Annotated in this window: 18 protein-coding genes; all 18 read right to left on the bottom strand. The window is 67.3% G+C overall.

Annotated elements, in window-relative coordinates; all coding sequences use genetic code 11:
* Positions 1–51 precede the first annotated feature (51 nt).
* Positions 52–1,245 (bottom strand): O-succinylhomoserine sulfhydrylase, encoded by a 1,194-nt coding sequence (locus BAMB_RS16925; RefSeq protein ID WP_041491626.1) that lies wholly within the window; start codon positions 1,243–1,245, stop codon positions 52–54.
* A 257-nt stretch (positions 1,246–1,502) separates the two neighbouring features.
* The gene (gene purF, locus BAMB_RS16920) at positions 1,503–3,035 is read right to left on the bottom strand and encodes an amidophosphoribosyltransferase (RefSeq protein WP_011658389.1); all 1,533 of its coding nucleotides are present in this window, start codon (positions 3,033–3,035) and stop codon (positions 1,503–1,505) included.
* 51 nt (positions 3,036–3,086) lie between these two features.
* Entirely contained in the window at positions 3,087–3,581 is a 495-nt protein-coding gene (locus BAMB_RS16915) for a CvpA family protein (RefSeq protein WP_006755189.1), read from the bottom strand.
* A gap of 6 nt (positions 3,582–3,587) precedes the next feature.
* Complete coding sequence (locus BAMB_RS16910; protein ID WP_011658388.1) at positions 3,588–4,445, bottom strand: SPOR domain-containing protein; 858 nt, start codon at positions 4,443–4,445, stop codon at positions 3,588–3,590.
* A 29-nt stretch (positions 4,446–4,474) separates the two neighbouring features.
* Positions 4,475–5,785: a bifunctional tetrahydrofolate synthase/dihydrofolate synthase gene (gene folC, locus BAMB_RS16905; protein WP_011658387.1), complete on the bottom strand. Its 1,311-nt coding sequence runs from the start codon at positions 5,783–5,785 to the stop codon at positions 4,475–4,477.
* Positions 5,786–5,885: 100 nt separating this feature from the next.
* The gene (gene accD / locus BAMB_RS16900) at positions 5,886–6,758 is read right to left on the bottom strand and encodes an acetyl-CoA carboxylase, carboxyltransferase subunit beta (protein WP_006755101.1); all 873 of its coding nucleotides are present in this window, start codon (positions 6,756–6,758) and stop codon (positions 5,886–5,888) included.
* Between the two features lie 66 nt (positions 6,759–6,824).
* Positions 6,825–7,643, bottom strand: a complete 819-nt coding sequence (gene trpA, locus BAMB_RS16895; protein WP_011658386.1) for a tryptophan synthase subunit alpha — start codon at positions 7,641–7,643, stop codon at positions 6,825–6,827.
* Between the two features lie 41 nt (positions 7,644–7,684).
* Entirely contained in the window at positions 7,685–8,536 is an 852-nt protein-coding gene (locus BAMB_RS16890; RefSeq protein WP_011658385.1) for a DNA-methyltransferase, read from the bottom strand.
* Positions 8,537–8,543: 7 nt separating this feature from the next.
* A complete protein-coding gene (gene trpB / locus BAMB_RS16885; protein WP_011658384.1) occupies positions 8,544–9,737 on the bottom strand; it encodes a tryptophan synthase subunit beta in 1,194 nt (397 codons plus the stop codon).
* A gap of 56 nt (positions 9,738–9,793) precedes the next feature.
* Positions 9,794–10,495, bottom strand: coding sequence for a phosphoribosylanthranilate isomerase (locus tag BAMB_RS16880; protein WP_011658383.1), 702 nt, complete (start codon positions 10,493–10,495; stop codon positions 9,794–9,796).
* Complete coding sequence (gene truA / locus BAMB_RS16875) at positions 10,492–11,304, bottom strand: tRNA pseudouridine(38-40) synthase TruA (protein ID WP_011658382.1); 813 nt, start codon at positions 11,302–11,304, stop codon at positions 10,492–10,494. The genes BAMB_RS16880 and truA overlap by 4 nt, the downstream gene beginning before the upstream one ends.
* Positions 11,304–13,388, bottom strand: coding sequence for a FimV/HubP family polar landmark protein (locus tag BAMB_RS16870; protein ID WP_011658381.1), 2,085 nt, complete (start codon positions 13,386–13,388; stop codon positions 11,304–11,306). The genes truA and BAMB_RS16870 overlap by 1 nt, the downstream gene beginning before the upstream one ends.
* A 266-nt stretch (positions 13,389–13,654) precedes the next feature.
* Positions 13,655–14,776, bottom strand: coding sequence for an aspartate-semialdehyde dehydrogenase (gene asd / locus BAMB_RS16865; protein WP_006756674.1), 1,122 nt, complete (start codon positions 14,774–14,776; stop codon positions 13,655–13,657).
* Between the two features lie 82 nt (positions 14,777–14,858).
* Positions 14,859–14,978, bottom strand: a complete 120-nt coding sequence (locus tag BAMB_RS33950) for a 3-isopropylmalate dehydrogenase (protein ID WP_082089636.1) — start codon at positions 14,976–14,978, stop codon at positions 14,859–14,861.
* A 119-nt stretch (positions 14,979–15,097) separates the two neighbouring features.
* Positions 15,098–16,165, bottom strand: coding sequence for a 3-isopropylmalate dehydrogenase (leuB, locus tag BAMB_RS16855; protein ID WP_011658380.1), 1,068 nt, complete (start codon positions 16,163–16,165; stop codon positions 15,098–15,100).
* Between the two features lie 75 nt (positions 16,166–16,240).
* Complete coding sequence (leuD, locus tag BAMB_RS16850; RefSeq protein ID WP_006754088.1) at positions 16,241–16,891, bottom strand: 3-isopropylmalate dehydratase small subunit; 651 nt, start codon at positions 16,889–16,891, stop codon at positions 16,241–16,243.
* Between the two features lie 65 nt (positions 16,892–16,956).
* Complete coding sequence (locus BAMB_RS16845; protein ID WP_011658379.1) at positions 16,957–17,103, bottom strand: entericidin A/B family lipoprotein; 147 nt, start codon at positions 17,101–17,103, stop codon at positions 16,957–16,959.
* 3 nt (positions 17,104–17,106) lie between these two features.
* Entirely contained in the window at positions 17,107–18,516 is a 1,410-nt protein-coding gene (gene leuC, locus BAMB_RS16840; RefSeq protein WP_011658378.1) for a 3-isopropylmalate dehydratase large subunit, read from the bottom strand.
* Between the last annotated feature and the right edge of the window lie 143 nt (positions 18,517–18,659).

Raw genomic sequence — 18,659 nt, 5'->3', positions numbered from 1 at the left:
CTGTCGAGCGGCCCGTTGTCATGTCGGCCGTGAAAAAACCTGCCGCCGCGCTCAGCCCTCGAGGCCGCGCGTGAGATCGCGGCGCAGGTCGCCCGCATCCTCCAGGCCGACCGCGAGGCGGAGCAGCCCTTCGGTGATGTCCGCGGCCGCTCGCGCTTCCGGCGTGATGCGCGCGTGCGTCGTCGTCGCCGGATGCGTGATCGTCGTGCGCGTGTCGCCGAGGTTGCCGGTGATCGAGATCAGCTTCGTGCTGTCGATCACGCGCCACGCGTTCGCGCGCTGCTGCTCCGGCGTGTCGCCCTTCAGCTCGAACGAGACGATCGCGCCGCCCGCCTTCTGCTGGCGCTTCGCGAGCTCATGCTGCGGGTGCGACTCGAGCCCCGGATAGAAGACGCGCGCGACGGCCGGATGCGAATCGAGCCAGCGCGCGATTTCCAGCGCGTTCGCCGACTGCTTCTCGACGCGCAGCGACAGCGTCTCCATCCCCTTCAGCAGCACCCACGCGTTGAACGCCGACAACGTCGGGCCCGCGCTGCGCACGAACGGGAACACCTTGCCCATGATGAATGCCTTCGAGCCGACCAGCGCGCCGCCGAGCACGCGGCCCTGCCCGTCGAGGAACTTCGTCGCCGAGTGCATCACGACGTCCGCGCCGAGCTTCAGCGGCTGCTGCAGCACCGGGCTGCAGAAACAGTTGTCGACGACGAACAGCGCGTTCGCCGCCTTCGCGATCTTGCCGATCGCCTCGATGTCGGCGAGCTCGGTCAGCGGGTTCGACGGCGTTTCGAGGAAGAACATCTTCGTTTCGGGCCGCACCGCTTCCTGCCACGCGTTCAGGTCGGTCGGGTCGACGAAGGTCGTCGTGATGCCGAACTTACTGAAGATCTGCGAGAACATCCCGAGCGTCGAGCCGAACAGGCTGCGCGAGCTGACGAGGTGATCGCCTGCCTGGAGTGCCGACATCACGACCGACATGATCGCGGCCATGCCCGACGCCGTCGCAATGCAGGCCTCGCCGCCTTCGAGCGCGGCGAGACGATCCTGGAACATGGTGACGGTCGGGTTCGTGAAGCGCGAATAGGTGAAATAGTCTTCCGAATTCGCGAAGCGCTCGGCGGCCTCGGCCGCGCTCTTGAAGCAGAAGCTCGACGTGAGGAACAGCGCTTCCGAGTGCTCGTTGAAGTCGCTGCTGCGCAGCGTGCCCGCGCGCACGGCGAGCGTGTCGAAATTGAGGGAGTCGTCCATGTTCCGTTTTCCGTATTCGAAGGGCGCGCCGCGGATCATGCATCGGGCGCGAACCCAGCCAAAAACCAGGCCAAAACAAAAAGCCCGCTATGCGTCGGCATCAGCGGGCTTCGGTGCGGTACGACAGCGATCGACTCGGGCCGGCGCTCGCCGGCCTTCGCTTTAGCTGTTTTGGGAAGTCGCCCCGCGTCCGCAAGCTGAATCAAATCGACGCAAGGCCACATCCTAGCACGCTTCGTCGGAAGCGTGCGCCGGCATCACTCGACCGACAGCTGCAGGTTCATCTGCGAACGCGCGGTGTCGCCGGCCGTGTCGCGATCGGCCTGCGACGCCGGGGCGAGACGTGCGCGCTCGATTGCATCGAGGTACTCGGGCGTCACGGCGCCGGTGATGTAGTTGCCGTCGAAGCACGACGCCTCGAAGCGTTCGAGCTTCGGGTTGATGTCGCGCACCGCGCGGCGCAGGTCGTCGACGTCCTGGTAGATCAGGTGGTCGGCGCCGATGATCTTCGCGACTTCTTCGTCGGTGCGGCCGTGTGCGACCAGCTCGCCGCGCGTCGGCATGTCGATGCCGTACACGTTCGGGAATTTCACCGGCGGCGCCGCCGACGCGAAGATCACCGACTTCGCGCCCGCATCGCGCGCCATCTGCACGATCTCGTGCGAGGTCGTGCCGCGCACGATCGAATCGTCGACGATCAGCACGTTCTTGTCCTTGAACTCGATGCTCATCGCATTGAGCTTCTGGCGCACCGACTTCTTGCGCACGGCCTGGCCCGGCATGATGAAGGTACGGCCGACGTAGCGGTTCTTGAAGAAGCCTTCGCGATACTCGACGCCGAGCTTCGCGGCGACCTGCATCGCAGCCGGACGCGACGAATCGGGAATCGGCATCACGACGTCGATCGGCACGTTCGGCAGCTCGCGCTTGATCTTCTCGGCGAGGTAGTCGCCCATGCGCAGGCGCACGTTGTAGACGGGCACGCCGTCGAGGCACGAATCCGGACGGGCGAGATACACGTACTCGAACATGCACGGATTCAGCGTCGGCTGCTCCGCGCATTGCTGGCTGTGGAAGTTGCCGGCCTTGTCGATGAAGATCGCTTCGCCCGGCTGCACGTCGCGCACGAATTCGAAACCGATGCCTTCGACCGCCACCGACTCCGACGCGACCATCCATTCGGTGCCGTGTTCGGTTTCGAGCTTGCCGAGGCACAGCGGGCGGATGCCGAACGGATCGCGGAACGCGAGCAGGCCGTAGCCGGCGATCAGCGACACGATCGCGTACGAACCCTCCAGGCGGCGATGCACGCCCGCGACCGCCTTGAACACGGCGGCCGGATCGAGCTCGAGGCCCGTCGTCGACAGTTGCAGCTCGTGCGCGAACACGTTGAGCAGCACTTCGCTGTCGGAATTGGTGTTGATGTGCCGGCGATCGATCCGGAACATCTCGTCCTTCAGCTGTTCCCAGTTCGTCAGGTTGCCGTTGTGCGCGAGGATGATCCCGAACGGCGCGTTCACGTAGAACGGCTGCGCCTCGGCTTCGCTCGACGCCGAGCCGGCCGTCGGATAGCGGACCTGGCCGATGCCGAAGGTGCCGGGCAGGCTGCGCATGTTGCGCGTGCGGAACACGTCGCGCACCATGCCGTTCGCCTTGTACATGTGGAAATTGCTGCCGTCCGCCGTCGCGATGCCCGCTGCGTCCTGACCGCGATGCTGCAGCAGCAGCAGGCTGTCATAGATCAGCTGATTGACGGGGGATTGGGAGATAACACCTACGATGCCGCACATGGCATGTCCTTCAAGATGACAAAATCGGTTCCGTCCTGCCCGGCCGCGGCGTCACACGCGCACGTACTGGGCCATGCCGTCGGGCAGGAGCTGCTTCAGCTCGTGCACGCCCTGTTCGGCGAAAGGACGCAAGAGCGCATTGCGCCAGAAATCCTGTTTGGGCAATTCGGTCAGCCCGGCCGCCGCGACCAGCAGCACCACCAGCACGCAGCCGCGGACGAGCCCGAACATCATGCCCAGCGAGCGATCGACTCCACCGAGGCCCGTCGCCTGCGCGATCCGCGACAACAGCGCGTTCGCGACACCCGCGACGAACACGACGCCGATCACGATCAGCGCGAACGCGAGCACCCACTGGGTGAGCGCGCCGCCCGGCCAGTTCGCCGGAATATACGGCACCACCAGCCCGACATAGCGTGCGGCGATCACGACCGCCACGATCCAGCCGATCAACCCGAAAATCTCCGAGACGAAACCGCGCCATGCGCCACGCAGCGCAGACAACGCGATTACCGCCAATACAGCGTAGTCGAAAGCCGTCAGCATCGCACGTTACTGCGTCAGTCCGGCTTCGCGCACCTTCGCGATCGCGGCTGACGCCGCCGCGCGATCCGCAAACGGGCCGGCACGCAGCAGTGTAGCCGTGCTGCCGTCCGCCTGCTTGCGATGCTCGACATATGCGGGCACACCCGCGGATTTCAACTTGGTGGCCCACGAACGGGCCGTCGTGTCGTCCTTGAACGAACCGAGCTGCACCGCGAAGCGCGCGCCGGCCGGCGATGCGGGCGACGACGCGTCGCCGCTGTCGGTCGCGGCGTCGGCGTTCGCGACCGTCGCGGGGGCCGGCGCCGGCTTCGGCGCGACCGGCTTCGCCGCAGGGGCGGCCGGCTTCGCAGCGGGCTTCGGCGGCGTCACGCTCGCGGTGGTCGTCGGGGTCGTCGAGGTCGTGGCAGCGGGTTTCGCGGCCGGCTTGGCCGTATCCTTCGGCGCCGGTGCGGGCGCGGCCGCCACCGCGACATCGGAGGCCGGCGGCTCGTCGTGCGCGACGCCCGCCTGCACGTCGGCCACGTCGTCGTCACGCGGCGCGACCGCCTGATGCGCAGGCCGGTTCGGAATATCGATCGCGATGTCGTCCGTCACCGGCTTCGGGTGCGAATCAAGCACCATCGGCAGCACGATCACCGCGCCGACGACGAGCGCGATCGCGCCGACGAGACGCCGGCGGGCGCGTTGCTTTTCAGGAAGGGTCGGATCGAGAAGCAGTGCGTCCGATTCCGGACGCTCGGTGCGGCGCGTGCGTCGCTCGACGCGTTCAGTGCGCTCCGTGCGCACGTTCCGGGAGGCCCCGGTACGACCGCCGCGCCGGGTGGGCGCGTCGTCGTCTTTCTTGCCGAACGAGAAAATTCCCATGAATGGCTGAGTCCGAAACTGCCCGACAGTCAGTGTTGCTGCGATTTCCGGTAGGCCATCACACCGGCCACCGTATGGAAACTGCCGAAAACCACGATTCTATCATTCTCGGATGCTCTTTTTAGTGCATCTCGAAATGCTTCCGCCGGCGACGCGAACCGCGTGACGCTCGAATCGGGCCCGTCTTCCACGCCGGCCTTGCGCAGCGCGGCTTCGAGCTGCTCCGCGCTCGCCGCACGCGGCAGCGGCAGGTCGGTCACGCACCAGTGGTCGACCTCCCCCGCCAGGTGCCGCAGCACGCCGTCGATGTCCTTGTCGTGCATCGCGCCGAACACCGCGTACGTGTACGGGAAGAAGCCCATGTTGCCGAGGTTCTGCTCGAGCACGGCCGCCGCATGCGGGTTGTGCGCGACGTCCAGCACGATCGCCGGCTTGCCGGGCAGCACCTGGAAGCGCCCCGGCAGCTCGACGTTCGCGAGCCCGAGCCGGATGTCCTGCGCGGACACAGGCAGCACCGGGCGCAGCGCCTCGAGCGCGGCCAGCGCGGCCGACGCATTGATCAGCTGATTCGCGCCGCGCAGCGCCGGGTACGCGAGCGCCGGATAGCGCTTGTCGCGGCCGAGGTAGCTCCATTGCTGGCGCTCCGCGCCCGGCTGCGCTTCATAGCGAAAATCGCGACCGACCAGCCACAGGTCCGCGCCGATCGCCGCGGCATGGTCGATCAGCGTGTTCGGCACGGCGGGATCGCCGCAGATCGCCGGCTTGCCCGCACGGAAGATGCCCGCCTTCTCGAACGCGATCTTCTCGCGCGTGTCGCCGAGGTATTCGGTGTGGTCGATGTCGATGCTCGTGACGATCGCGCAGTCGGTATCGATGATGTTGACCGCGTCGAGCCGGCCGCCGAGGCCGACTTCGAGGATCACGACGTCGAGCCCGCGCGACGCGAACAGGTGCAGGATCGCGAGCGTCGTGAATTCGAAGTACGTGAGCGACACCGGCTCGGGCAGCGACGTGCGCGCCGCTTCGACGGCTTCGAAGTGCGGCAGCAGGTCGGCATCGCTGACCTGCTGCCCGTTCACACGCGCGCGCTCGGCGAATTCGAGCAGGTGCGGCGACGTGTGGCAACCGACCTTGTAGCCCGCGTGAACGAGGATCGCCTCGAGGAACGCGCAGGTCGAGCCCTTGCCGTTCGTGCCGCCGACCGTGATCACGGGGCACGCGAATTCGAGCTGCAGCGCCGCCTTGACCTGCCCGATGCGGGTGAGGCCCATGTCGATGCCGACCGGGTGCGCGCGTTCGAGATGCGAAAGCCACGCGTCGAGAGTGGGAAAAGTGCTCATCGGATCAAATCTGAATCGGTACCGCCACTACGCCAAAAAACGAAACGCGCCGCCCGGCGGTTCAGCCGGGCGACGCGCGCAGGTCACAACGCCGCGCCGATCAGGCCAGCGCGTCGGCCGGCTGTCGCTGCAGCAGCGCGAGCAGCTGCGCGATCTCGTCGCGCATCTTGCGGCGGTCGACGATCATGTCGATCGCGCCCGTCGTCAGCAGGAATTCCGCGCGCTGGAAGCCTTCCGGCAGCTTCTCGCGAACCGTCTGCTCGATCACGCGCGGGCCGGCGAAGCCGATCAGCGCCTTCGGCTCCGCGATCACGACGTCGCCGAGGAACGCGAAGCTCGCCGACACACCGCCCATCGTCGGATCGGTCAGCACCGAGATGAACGGCAGCTTGGCTTCGGCCAGCTTGGTCAGCATCGCGGTGGTCTTCGCCATCTGCATCAGCGACAGCAGGCTTTCCTGCATCCGTGCGCCGCCCGACGCCGTGAAGCAGATGAACGGCACGTGCTGTTCCAGCGCGTTCTGCGCGCCGCGCGCGAAACGCTCGCCGACGACCGAACCCATCGAGCCGCCCATGAACGAGAACTCGAAACAGGCCGCGACCACGGGCAGCGTGTGGATCGCCCCGCCCATCACGACCATCGCGTCGGTCTCGCCCGTCTCGTCCATCGCTTCCTTCAGACGATCGGGGTACTTGCGGCTGTCCTTGAACTTCAGCGAGTCGACCGGCACGATTTCCTGGCCGATTTCATAGCGGCCTTCCGGATCGAGCAGCCCGTCGAGGCGCTCGCGCGCGCCGATGCGCATGTGGTGATCGCACTTCGGGCACACATGCAGGTTCGCGTCCACGTCGTTGCGGTACAGCACGGCCTCGCAGGACGGGCATTTGACCCACAGGCCTTCCGGAATGCCCTTGCGGCTTTTCGGGTCGGTCTGCTTGATCTTCGGCGGCAACAGTTTGTCGAGCCAGCTCATCGTGTATGGTTTCCTGTTCCGTGGCGGGGCGGGCCGACCGGCCCGTTCCCGCCTCCTGTGTTGTGTTTATCGCGCCGTCTTGCCGGCGCCGTCCAGGGCGGCGCGCAGCTCGGCGATGAATGTCTTCAGCGCGGCGGCGGCGCCTTCCGGCGCGGCGCTCTCGAGCAGCTGCACCAGGCGGCTGCCGATCACGACGGCGTCCGACACTTCGGCCACCGCGCGCGCCGTTTCGGCGTCGCGGATGCCGAAGCCGACGCCCACCGGAACCGGCACGCGCGACTTGATGGCCGGGATTTTACCCGCAATGCTCGAAACATCCAGATTTCCGGCGCCGGTCACGCCCTTGAGCGACACGTAGTACACGTAGCCGCTCGCGATCTTGCCCACGTCGGCGATGCGCTCGTCGGTCGACGTCGGGGCGAGCAGGAAGATCGGATCGATCTGCGCGGCACGCATTTTCTCGGCAAACACGCCGGCTTCCTCGGGCGGATAGTCGACGACGAGCACGCCGTCGACGCCGGCTGCCTGCGCTTCGGTGGCGAACGCGTCGACGCCCATCCGCTCGATCGGGTTCGCATAGCCCATCAGCACGACGGGGGTCGTCTGGTTGGTCTCGCGGAAGCACTTCACGTCGGCGAGCACGCTCTTGAGCGTGACGCCGCGCGCGAGCGCGCGCTCCGACGAGCGCTGGATCACCGGGCCGTCGGCCATCGGGTCCGAGAACGGCACGCCGAGCTCGATCACGTCGGCGCCGCCTTCGGCGAGCGCGTGCATGAACTCGACCGTCTTCGCGGGATCGGGGTCGCCGGCCGTGATGAACGGGATCAGGCCCTTGCGGCCTTGTTCGGCGAGTGCGGCGAAGGTCTGCTGGATACGGGTGGACATGGCAATTTTCCTAGTTGCGATCGGCATTGCGGCGGCGCGACTCACGCGCACGCCTGCGCGGCGAGCGCGTTCACGCGCTCGTGCGCGATCGCGCAATAACTTTCATTGATCTCGTAGCCGACGAAGTCGCGCCCCTGCCGTGCGCAGGCCACCGCGGTCGTGCCGCTGCCCATGAACGGATCGAGCACGCGGCCGCCCGGCGGGCAGCTCGCGAGCACCATCCGCTCGATGATTTCCAGCGGCTTCTGGGTCGGATGATCGACGCGCTCCGCGTGCTGCCGATGCAGGCGCGAGACCGACCAGACGTCCTTCGGGTTGTAGCCCATCTCCAGCCACTTGCTGCCTTCGAACAGCTTGCGCGAGCGGGCCTTCTTCGTGTCGGCGTCGTACGGGATGCGGACCGGATCGAGATCGAAGTAATACGCTTTGGAAACCGCGAAAAAGCCGATGTTGTCGTGCACCGACGTGAAACGGCGCGTCGTGCCGCCCATGCTCGGCACGCGCCGGTCCCAGATGATCTCGTTGACCATCGTGAGTTGCGTCTTCAGGAAGCTGAAGATTTCCGGCGCGTACTGCCACGTGCAGAAGATGTACATCGACCCGCTCGGCTTGAGCTTCGGAATCGCGAGCTCGAGCCACTCGCGCGTCCACGCGAGAAAGTCGTCGCCCGAACGCTTGTCCGAGTCGTTGCCGTAGTCCTTGCCGAGCCCGTACGGCGGATCGGCAACGATCAGGTCGATCGACGCATCCGGCAGGCGCGCGGCTTCGGTCATGAAATCGCGGTTGTGCAGTTCGATCCCGGACGGCAGTGCGCACGGCACGGCGACGGCGGGCTGCCCCGCCTCCGCTTCGCTCGCGGCGCCGCCGCCCGGTTCTTCGATCAGGTCACGCATCGGTCGGTCAGAGCGCGATGCCCGATCGCTCGGCGACCGTGTGCATGTCCTTGTCGCCGCGGCCCGACAGGTTGACGAGCAGGATCTTGTCCTTCGGCAACGTCGGCGCGAGCTTCACGCCATACGCGATCGCGTGGCTCGACTCGAGCGCGGGGATGATCCCCTCGATCCGGCAGCAGTCGTGGAACGCCTTCAGCGCCTCTTCGTCGGTGATCGGCACATATTGCGCGCGGCCGCTGTCCTTCAGCCATGCGTGCTCGGGGCCGACACCCGGATAGTCGAGGCCGGCCGACACCGAATGCGTCTCGATGATCTGGCCGTCGTCGTCCTGCAGCAGGTACGTGCGGTTGCCGTGCAGCACGCCGGGGCTGCCGGCGATCAGCGACGCCGCGTGACGGCCGGTGTCGAGGCCGTCGCCGGCCGCTTCGACGCCGATCAGCTGCACCGACGTGTCGTCGATATACGGATAGAAGATGCCCATCGCGTTCGAGCCGCCGCCGACGCACGCAATCACCGCGTCCGGCTGCCGGCCGGCGAGTTCCGGCATCTGCACCTTGCACTCGTCGCCGATCACGCGCTGGAAGTCGCGCACCATCGCCGGATACGGGTGCGGGCCCGCGACCGTGCCGATGATGTAGAACGTGCTTTCGATGTTCGTGACCCAGTCGCGCATCGCTTCGTTCAGCGCGTCCTTCAGCGTGCGCGAACCCGATTCGACCGGCACGACCGTCGCGCCGAGCAGCTTCATGCGGTAGACGTTCGCGGCCTGGCGGCGCACGTCCTCGGCGCCCATGTAGACGATGCACTCCATCCCGAAGCGCGCGCAGATCGTCGCCGTCGCGACGCCGTGCTGGCCGGCGCCCGTCTCGGCGATCACGCGCTTCTTGCCCATGCGCTTCGCGAGCAGCGCCTGGCCGATCACGTTGTTGATCTTGTGCGCGCCGGTGTGGTTCAGGTCCTCTCGCTTCAGGTAGATCTGCGCGCCGCCGAGCGTCTCGCTCCAGCGCTGCGCGTGATAGATCGGCGACGGACGGCCGACGAAGTGCTTCAGTTCGCGCTCGTATTCGGCGACGAAATCGGGGTCGTTCCGGAATTTTTCATACGCGGCGCGCAGTTCGTCCAGCGCGTGAATCAGCGTTTCGGCAACGAACACGCCGCCATACGGGCCGAAATGGCCGTGATCATCAGGAAGGTTGTACATGGTGTCACTCTCGATTGGTCGGCGCGCCCCGCGTTCGGGGGGCGCACCTTCTTGCATCACCGGGCGTCCGCTTCGCGCACCGCGCGTACGAACGCCGCCATCCGGGCGTGATCCTTCACGCCCTTCGCGCCCTCCACTTCGATGCCACTCGAGACATCGACAGCAAACGGGCGCAACTGGCGGATCGCATCACCGACGTTTTGCGCGCTCAAGCCACCACTCAAAACGGCCCGATGCGCGAGCTCTGCGGGAATAAGAGACCAATCGAAGACCTTGCCGCTACCGCCGTAGTCCGGCACCAGGGTGTCGAACAGGAGGCCGCGCGCTTTCGAATAATGAAGTGCCGATTCTACCAAATCAGACGGCTGAGTCGAGGGGCCGACGCGCACCGCGCGCAACCACGGCAGGCGGGCCGCGCGGCCGAGCGCGTCGCACTGCTCGGGCGTCTCGTCGCCGTGGAATTGCAGCACCGTGAGCGGCACCTCGCGCACGACTGCGTCGATCTCGGCTTCGGTCGCGTTCACGAACAGCCCGACCACCGACACGAGCGGCGGCGCGAGGCGCGCCAGTTCGGCCGCCTGCGCGATCGACACCGCGCGCGGGCTCTTCGGGTAGAACACGAGGCCGATCGCGTCGGCGCCGAGTGCCGCGGCGTGCAGCACGTCCTCGGGGCGCGACAGGCCGCACAGCTTGATGCGCGTGCGCGGCGCGAGGCCGGTCGCGGCGGAGGTCGGAGAAGGCACGGCGTGATCCGTCATGATGGTAGGTCCAGATCGGCCCAGACGCTGCTCCACGGCACGCTGCCGAGTTGCGCGGGCGGGACGGCGAATTCCGCCGGGTAGCCGACATGGGCAAGATACAGCCCGTCGGCCATGAACGTGGGCGCGGCGAGCGTGCGGTCGCGCCCGGCCAGCACGTCGGCGAGCCAGTCCGCCGGATAGCGGCCGCGCCCGACCGCGACGAGGCAGCCCATCAGGTTGCGCACCATGTGGTGCAGGAACGCGTTCGCGCGGAAGCGGAAATGAATGAAGTGGCCCGAGCGCCGCACGTCGATCTGGTACAGGTGTTTGACCGGCGTCTTCGACTGGCATTCCGACGACCGGAACGACGAGAAGTCATGCTCGCCGATCAGGTGCGCGGCGGCGGCGCGCATCGCGTCGTCGTCGAGCGGCGTGTGGATCCATCCGGCACGGCCGGCCAGCATCGGCGAGCGCACGGGATGCACGTACAGCACGTAGTAATAGGTGCGTTCGAATGCCGCGAAACGCGCGTGGAACGTTTCCGGCATCGGTTTCGCCCACTGCACGGAAACGGTCGACGGCAGGAACGCGTTGGTGCCGCGCACCCACGAGAAATCCGTGCGGTCGAGGTCCGTGTCGAAGTGCACGACCTGCCCGAGCCCGTGCACGCCCGTGTCGGTGCGCCCCGCGACCGTCGTGTGCAATGGCACGCACGCGAATTCGCCGAGCGCGCGCTCGAGCGCGTCCTGCACGGTCTTGCCGTGCGGCTGCGCCTGCCAGCCGCAGAACGCCGCGCCGTCGTACTGGACTCCCAGCGCGATCCTCATTACGCCTCGTCCGCCAGTTTCGCGAGCAGCGCACGCGCATCGTCGCGCGTCGCGGCATCGTTCGCGTCGATTACCTCCTGCAGCAGCGTGCGCGCGCCGGACAGGTCACCCAGTTCGACGTACTCCGACGCCAGATCCAGCTTGTTGCGCGCGATGCGCGCGAGCTCTTCCGGCGTCAGCGCGGGCAACGCGGCGCCCGGCGCGGATGGCAGGTCGAGATCGAAATCCAGTTTCAACGCGCCGAACTGCGCGCCGCCGAGCGGCGGCAGCGACGACGGCGCGGATGCACCGCCCGCGTGCGGTGCGGGCGTCGCCGCATCCGGATCCCAATCGAACTCGTCGTCCTGCTCGGCCGGGTGTTCCGGTGACAGATCGCTCGCGCCAACTGGCGGGTGTGACGCGGATTGACCGTTAGTTGCGATTTGCTCGCTTTCGCTTTCGGCTCGCCCTTCCCGTGCGGCCGGCTCGTCCGCCTGACGCGGCGGCAACGGCATGTCGAGGCTGTTGAGCGCGCTGATCGCGTTCTGCATCAGCGCCGCGTGCTGCGCGTCGTTCGTCGACGGCGCCGCAGGCGTTTGCAGCGGCTCGTCCGCGGCCGTTTCCGCAACGGGCTTCACGTCGTGCGAGGCCGGCGCTGCGTCGCGCTCGAGCTCGGTGTGCGCGGGCGGTACTTCCGGTTGATCGTCGTGCGGCTTCGCGGTTTCCGGCGGCGACGCGACCTCGGCTTCATGCGTGTCGGCGGCCCCCGCCGCTGCCGCGGTAGCCGCGATCAGGTTCACATCGGCCGCCGCGTCGCGTGCGAGCGGCGTCTCGGGAAGGATCGGCGGCAAGGGTTCGACGGGCGACGACGATGCGCCGGCATCGACGGCAGCCGCTCCGCCGGATTCCGGGGCGATCGCATCGGCAGGCCGCGCTTTCCGGCGCTTGCGCCACGCGAACCAGGCCGCGAGAACGAGCACGGCCCCACCGGCCATTGCTGTCGGACGCCAGTCGATCTTTGCCGCACCGCGCGCGGGCGCGGCGGTCGTGACCGGCACGGCCGGCTGCACGGGCGCCGATGCCGGCTGCACCGCGCTGGCGACCACACCAGACGCCTCACTTGCGGCCGATGCAGGCGCGGCAGCCGATGCACCTGCGTCATTCGCGGCGGGGCGCGGCGCAGCGGGCGCCGGAGCCGGCGCGCGCGCCGGTGCAACGTTGTTCGTGTCGGCCGGCTTGCCGATCCCGTGCTTCTGCAGCTCCATCAGCACGCGGTTCTTCAGGGCGAGCAGTTGCTGAAGGCTCGACGGCCGAGGCTGCGACGCGCCCGCGACGGGTGCCGCCGCGGACGGTTCGTGCATGCCTTGCGCCGCGCCGCCCGGTGTGACCTGGGCAGCGGCGTCGCTCGCGGACGACGGTGCGGACTGGATTGCGCCGCTCCACACGTGCGGCCCGCTTGCGCCAGCCGCAGGCGCTGCCGGCTGAATGGGCTCGACCGTCGACGCGCCATGCGCGGCGGATGCGCCGATCGGCGCCGACGCCCCTGCCGCCACCGCGACGCTTGCACCGCTGACCGGCGCCGCATGCGCAGCCGATGCGGCCGGCGCGCTTTGCACCGCCGAGCCTGGGTGCGGCGCGGACGCGCCATGCTGCGCGACTGCGGCCGCAGCCGTGCCTGACGCGGCTACCACCGCCGACGCTGGCGCCGACACCGCCGATGCACCGGACGCGCTCGACGCACCGGCCGGCACGAGCGCCGCGCCCGTCGCGTCGAGCGCCGGCACCGTCAGCGTCGCGCCGACTTTCAGGCGGCTCGGGTCGCGCTTCATGAACGCCTGCGGATTGGCGTCGAACAGCGCACGGCCGGCGCGCGCGAGCACGGCCGGGTCGTGCGACTGCGTGGCCGCTTTCGCGAGGTCGTTCAACGACTGGCCCGGCTGGACCGTCACATTGAGCGGCGCGGGGCCGCCGGCGGCGGACGCCGCCAGCTCGCCGGTGTCGGCCGCCCAGGCCGACACGGCCGTGCCGAGCGCCAGGATCGCCAGCGCGCCACGCACGGCGCGCGACAGACGGGACTGACGCGGAAACAAGGAAATTCGGGACATCGTAGGCTCAATCGCCGCGCGCGGGCGCGGCTCGGATTCGCGTAGGGAAGCGTCAATAAAGTCGCCGCAGAAATGCAAAAGCGTCGCGCAGAACGCGACGCTTTCGGCGACTCTGCGCGTCGTAACCGCATAGTTTACTTCACACGATCGCGTTCCGGCCGAATTCGTCGCCGACGAATGCGGCCGCCCCTGCCCGGCGCGGCCCAATGAAAAACGCCTGCCGCCCCGCAAGGGGCTGGCAGGCGTCTCGCTTCACGCGCGAATCCTTACTTGTCGAGCAGGATACGCAGCATGCGGCGCAGCGGCTCGGCCGCGCCCCACAGCAGCTGATCGCCGACCGTGAACGCCGACAGGTATTCGCCACCCATCGCGAGCTTGCGCAGGCGACCGACCGGCACCGTCAGCGTGCCGGTGATCTTCGCCGGCGACAGGTCGCGCATCGACGCTTCACGCTCGTTCGGCACGACCTTCACCCAGTCGTTCGCCGACGCGAGGATGCCGTTGATTTCGTCGAGCGGGACATCCTTCTTCAGCTTGATCGTCAGCGCCTGCGAGTGGCAGCGCATCGCGCCGATCCGCACGCACAGGCCGTCGACCGGGATCGAGCCCGGCTCGCCCATGGCCGGCTTGCCGAGGATCTTGTTGGTTTCCGCGCCGCCCTTCCACTCTTCCTTCGACATCCCGTTGCCGAGATCCTTGTCGATCCACGGAATCAGCGAACCGGCGAGCGGCACGCCGAAGTGGCTCGTCGGCATCGCATCGCTGTTCATCGTCGCGAGCACGCGGCGATCGATGTCGAGAATCGCGGAAGCGGGATCGGCGAGCTGTTCCTGCACCGCGCCGTGCAGCGCGCCCATTTGCGACAGCAGTTCGCGCATGTTCTGCGCGCCCGCGCCCGATGCGGCCTGGTAGGTCATCGCCGTCATCCAGTCGACGAGGTTCTCGCGGAACAGGCCGCCGAGCGCCATCAGCATCAGGCTGACCGTGCAGTTACCGCCGACGAAGTTCTTCGTGCCCTTGACGAGCGCGTCCTTGATCACGTCGAGGTTGACCGGATCGAGGATGATGACCGCGTCGTCCTTCATCCGCAGCGACGACGCCGCGTCGATCCAGTAGCCGTTCCAGCCGGCCGCGCGCAGCTTCGGGAACACGTCGTTCGTGTAGTCGCCGCCTTGGCACGTGATGATCACGTCGCACTTCTTCAGCTCGTCGACGTTGGTCGCGTCCTTGAGCGTAGTCTCGTTTTTCGCGAACGACGGCGCCTTGCCGCCCGTATTGCTGGTGCTGAAAAACACCGGTTCGATCAGGTCGAAATCACCTTCTTCCTGCATGCGTTGCATCAGCACGCTGCCGACCATGCCGCGCCAACCTACGAGACCTACGTTCATGACTAACCCTTTGAATGGAGCTTCCCCGCCATTTCCGCCCCCGGCGTGACCGCGCGGGGAAACAGGCGGGCACGACGGACGATCAGCGTTTAATGATCGTTTTCGTGGTAATGGTTTTCGTGATGACGATGGCGCGCGTACCCACACGGGCAATGTTGCCGTGGAGTTTCAGGACCGGGGAGATCAGGGAAATCAGCGCCATCGTTCGAGTCTACACAAAGCCGGTTGGCCGCACAACGGCCAACCCTGCGCGAACCGGCCGATTTCACGGCCCGTTCGCACCCTTTCTACATTAATTGCCGTACGTCATCGCCCTGCGCGTTACAGCGCGGCGACGACCGCATCGCCCATCGCCGCCGTGCCGACCTGCTTGCAGCCCGGCGTCGCGACGTCACCGGTGCGATAGCCTTGTTCGAGCACCGTTTTCACCGCGCGCTCGATGCGATCGGCCTGCTCGGCGCGATTCAGCGAGTAGCGCAGCATCATCGCGGCCGACAGGATCGTCGCCAGCGGGTTCGCGATGCCCTTGCCCGCGATGTCCGGCGCCGAACCGTGCGACGGCTCGTACAGACCCTTGTTGTTCTTGTCGAGCGACGCCGACGGCAGCATGCCGATCGAGCCCGTCAGCATCGACGCTTCATCCGACAGGATGTCGCCGAACATGTTGCCGGTCACGATCACGTCGAACTGCTTCGGCGCCTTCGCGAGCTGCATCGCCGCGTTGTCGACGTACATGTGCGACAGCTCGACGTCCGCGTATTCCTTCGACACGTCGATCATGACGTCGCGCCAGAACTGCGACGTTTCAAGCACGTTCGACTTGTCGACCGACAGCAGCTTCTTCGCGCGCTTTTGCGCGGCCTGGAACGCGACGTGCGCGATGCGGCGCACTTCCGGCTCCGAGTAGCGCATCGTGTCGAAGCCTTCGCGCGCGCCGGCGAACGGGCCGTCCGGCGCCGCGCGCACGCCGCGCGGCTGGCCGAAGTAGATGTCGCCGTTCAGTTCGCGCACGATCAGGATGTCGAGGCCCGCGACCAGTTCCGGCTTCAGCGGCGACGCATCGACAAGCTGCGGATAGCAGATCGCCGGGCGGAAGTTTGCGAACAGCTCGAGGTGCTTGCGCAGCCCGAGGATCGCCTGCTCGGGGCGCAGCGCGCGCTCGAGCGAGTCGTACTTCCAGTCGCCGACCGCACCGAACAGGATTGCGTCCGCTTCCTTCGCGAGTTTCAGCGTCGCGTCCGGCAGCGGATGACCGCTCGCCTCGTAGCCCGCGCCGCCGACCGGCGCCTGCTCGAGTTCGAACTGTTCGTCGAGGGCGTTCAGCACCTTGACGGCTTCGTTGACGATTTCCGGACCGATGCCGTCGCCGGGCAGCACTGCAATCTTCATGCGTTATTCCTGACTGGGTAGGTGGTGGTGGCGGGTCGGCGAGCGCGCGTCATGCGCGCCCGCCCGAAGGCAATCTCAGCCGACCAGCTTGTTGTTGAGCCACGGCTGCTTCGCGAGCCGCTCGGCTTCGAACTGGCGGATCTTGTCCGCGTGACGCAGCGTCAGGCCGATGTCGTCGAAGCCGTTCAGCAGGCAGTACTTGCGGAACGCGGCGATCTCGAACGGATACTCGCGACCGTCGCCCGTGCGCACGACCTGTGCGTCGAGGTCGACCGTCAGCTGATAGCCGTTGAACGCATACGTGTCGTTGAACAGGTGATCGACCTGCTGCTCGGTCAGCACGATCGGCAGCAGCCCGTTCTTGTAGCAGTTGTTGAAGAAGATGTCGGCGAAGCTCGGCGCGATGATCGCGCGGAAGCCGTACTGCTGCAGCGCCCACGGCGCGTGCTCGCGCGAGCTGCCGCAGCCGAAGTTCTTGCGTGCGAGCAGCACCGATGCGCCCTGGTAGCGCGGCTGGTTCAGCACGAAGTCCGGGTTCAGCGGGCGCTTCGAGTTGTCCTGGCCCGGCTCGCCGTGGTCGAGGTAACGCCATTCGTCGAACGCGTTCGGACCGAAGCCCGTACGCTTGATCGACTTCAGGAACTGCTTCGGGATGATCGCGTCGGTGTCGACGTTCTCGCGATCGAGCGGCGCCACGACGCCGGTATGCACTGTGAATTTTTCCATGATCCGTCTATCCGGTTGAAGGGCCGGCAGTCAGCCGGCGCACATCGACAAATTCCTGGCGGGCGTCAGTCCGCGGCGCGCTGCAGCGCGTTGCCGGCGGCATTGACGTCCTGGCCGAAGCCTCGGACGGTATTGCAGCCCGCAAGGCCGAAGCCCAGCCCCGCGAGCGCCAGCGCGGCAACCAGCCGCGCGATGAGCTTCGATGCCGTCACGCGTTACCCCAGCTGGCGAATGTCGACGAAGTGGCCTTCGATCGCCGCCGCCGCCGCCATCGCGGGGCTCACGAGGTGCGTGCGACCGCCCGCGCCCTGCCGGCCTTCGAAGTTGCGGTTCGACGTCGATGCGCAGCGCTCGCCCGGATCGAGCCGGTCGGCGTTCATCGCGAGGCACATCGAGCAGCCCGGCTCGCGCCATTCGAAGCCCGCATCGGTGAACACCTTGTCGAGCCCTTCGCGCTCGGCCTGCGCCTTCACGAGGCCCGAGCCCGGCACGACCATCGCGAGCCGCACGTTCGATGCGATGCGACGGTTCAGCTTCTTCACGACATACGCGGCCGCGCGGATGTCCTCGATGCGCGCGTTCGTGCACGAACCGATGAAGATCTTGTCGACCTTGATCGACTCCATCGGCGTGTTCGGCTCGAGCGCCATGTAGGCCAGCGCGCGTTCCATCGCGTCGCGCTTGACCGGATCCTTCTCGCGCTCGGGATCGGGCACGCGACCGTCGATCGACGTGACCATCTCCGGCGACGTGCCCCACGTGACCTGCGGGACGATCTCGGCCGCGTTCAGCTCGACGACGCGGTCGAACTGCGCGCCTTCGTCGGACTTGAATTCGCGCCAGTACTCGACGGCCTGGTCCCATTCCGCGCCGGTCGGCACGAACGGACGGCCCTTCAGGTAGTCGATCGTCGTGTCGTCGACGGCGACCATGCCCGCGCGCGCGCCGGCTTCGATCGCCATGTTGCAGACGGTCATCCGGCCTTCCATCGTCAGCGCGCGGATCGTCGAGCCGCCGAATTCGATCGCGTAGCCCGTGCCGCCGGCCGTGCCGATCCTGCCGATGATCGCGAGCACGATGTCCTTCGCGGTACAGCCGCGCGGCAGTGCGCCCTCGACCTTCACGAGCATGTTCTTGCTCTTTTTCTGCAGCAGCGTTTGCGTCGCGAGCACGTGCTCGACTTCCGACGTGCCGATGCCGTGCGCGAGCGCGCCGAACGCGCCGTGCGTCGACGTGTGCGAATCGCCGCAGACGATCGTCATGCCCGGCAGCGTCGCGCCCTGCTCCGGCCCGATGATGTGCACGATGCCCTGGCGTACGTCGTTCATCTTGAACTGCGTAATGCCGAACGCATCGCAGTTCGCATCGAGCGTGTCGACCTGCAGCTTCGAGACCGGATCGGCGATGCCGTGGCTGCGATCGGTGGTGGGGACGTTGTGGTCCGACACGGCCAGGTTTGCGCTGATGCGCCACACCGGGCGATGCGCGACGTTCAGCCCTTCGAATGCCTGCGGGCTCGTGACTTCGTGCAGCAGCTGACGGTCGATATAGAGCAATGCCGTGCCGTCGTCCTCGGTGTGGACGACGTGGGTATTCCACAGTTTGTCGTAGAGAGTCTGTGCCATGGGTATGCGGGGTCGTTGTGACTACAAGCCTTGCGGATGCGGTCGATTATGCCACGCAGAACGCGCCGCGGCGCAGGCGCGACGCGAAAAAACCCATTAAAAACAGTGGTTTGGCTGGTAGTGCCAATACCTGTATCGGCATT

The organism is Burkholderia ambifaria AMMD, from assembly GCF_000203915.1.
Classification (GTDB): domain Bacteria; phylum Pseudomonadota; class Gammaproteobacteria; order Burkholderiales; family Burkholderiaceae; genus Burkholderia; species Burkholderia ambifaria.
The sequence above is the reverse complement of the archived record's forward strand: the minus strand, read 5'-3'. Positions and strand labels throughout refer to the sequence as shown.

What these genes read in the sequence shown, in the direction of transcription:
- BAMB_RS16870 (WP_011658381.1), bottom strand. Translation starts at nt 13,388, where the DNA reads ATGTCCCGAATTTCCTTGTTTCCGCGTCAGTCCCGTCTGTCGCGCGCC.
- BAMB_RS16910 (WP_011658388.1), bottom strand. Translation starts at nt 4,445, where the DNA reads ATGGGAATTTTCTCGTTCGGCAAGAAAGACGACGACGCGCCCACCCGG.
- BAMB_RS33950 (WP_082089636.1), bottom strand. Translation starts at nt 14,978, where the DNA reads ATGGCGCTGATTTCCCTGATCTCCCCGGTCCTGAAACTCCACGGCAAC.
- leuB (WP_011658380.1), bottom strand. Translation starts at nt 16,165, where the DNA reads ATGAAGATTGCAGTGCTGCCCGGCGACGGCATCGGTCCGGAAATCGTC.
- leuD (WP_006754088.1), bottom strand. Translation starts at nt 16,891, where the DNA reads ATGGAAAAATTCACAGTGCATACCGGCGTCGTGGCGCCGCTCGATCGC.
- asd (WP_006756674.1), bottom strand. Translation starts at nt 14,776, where the DNA reads ATGAACGTAGGTCTCGTAGGTTGGCGCGGCATGGTCGGCAGCGTGCTG.
- trpA (WP_011658386.1), bottom strand. Translation starts at nt 7,643, where the DNA reads ATGTCCACCCGTATCCAGCAGACCTTCGCCGCACTCGCCGAACAAGGC.
- accD (WP_006755101.1), bottom strand. Translation starts at nt 6,758, where the DNA reads ATGAGCTGGCTCGACAAACTGTTGCCGCCGAAGATCAAGCAGACCGAC.
- BAMB_RS16890 (WP_011658385.1), bottom strand. Translation starts at nt 8,536, where the DNA reads ATGCGTGACCTGATCGAAGAACCGGGCGGCGGCGCCGCGAGCGAAGCG.
- BAMB_RS16880 (WP_011658383.1), bottom strand. Translation starts at nt 10,495, where the DNA reads ATGACGGATCACGCCGTGCCTTCTCCGACCTCCGCCGCGACCGGCCTC.
- BAMB_RS16925 (WP_041491626.1), bottom strand. Translation starts at nt 1,245, where the DNA reads ATGGACGACTCCCTCAATTTCGACACGCTCGCCGTGCGCGCGGGCACG.
- folC (WP_011658387.1), bottom strand. Translation starts at nt 5,785, where the DNA reads ATGAGCACTTTTCCCACTCTCGACGCGTGGCTTTCGCATCTCGAACGC.
- purF (WP_011658389.1), bottom strand. Translation starts at nt 3,035, where the DNA reads ATGTGCGGCATCGTAGGTGTTATCTCCCAATCCCCCGTCAATCAGCTG.
- BAMB_RS16915 (WP_006755189.1), bottom strand. Translation starts at nt 3,581, where the DNA reads ATGCTGACGGCTTTCGACTACGCTGTATTGGCGGTAATCGCGTTGTCT.
- leuC (WP_011658378.1), bottom strand. Translation starts at nt 18,516, where the DNA reads ATGGCACAGACTCTCTACGACAAACTGTGGAATACCCACGTCGTCCAC.
- truA (WP_011658382.1), bottom strand. Translation starts at nt 11,304, where the DNA reads ATGAGGATCGCGCTGGGAGTCCAGTACGACGGCGCGGCGTTCTGCGGC.
- trpB (WP_011658384.1), bottom strand. Translation starts at nt 9,737, where the DNA reads ATGTACAACCTTCCTGATGATCACGGCCATTTCGGCCCGTATGGCGGC.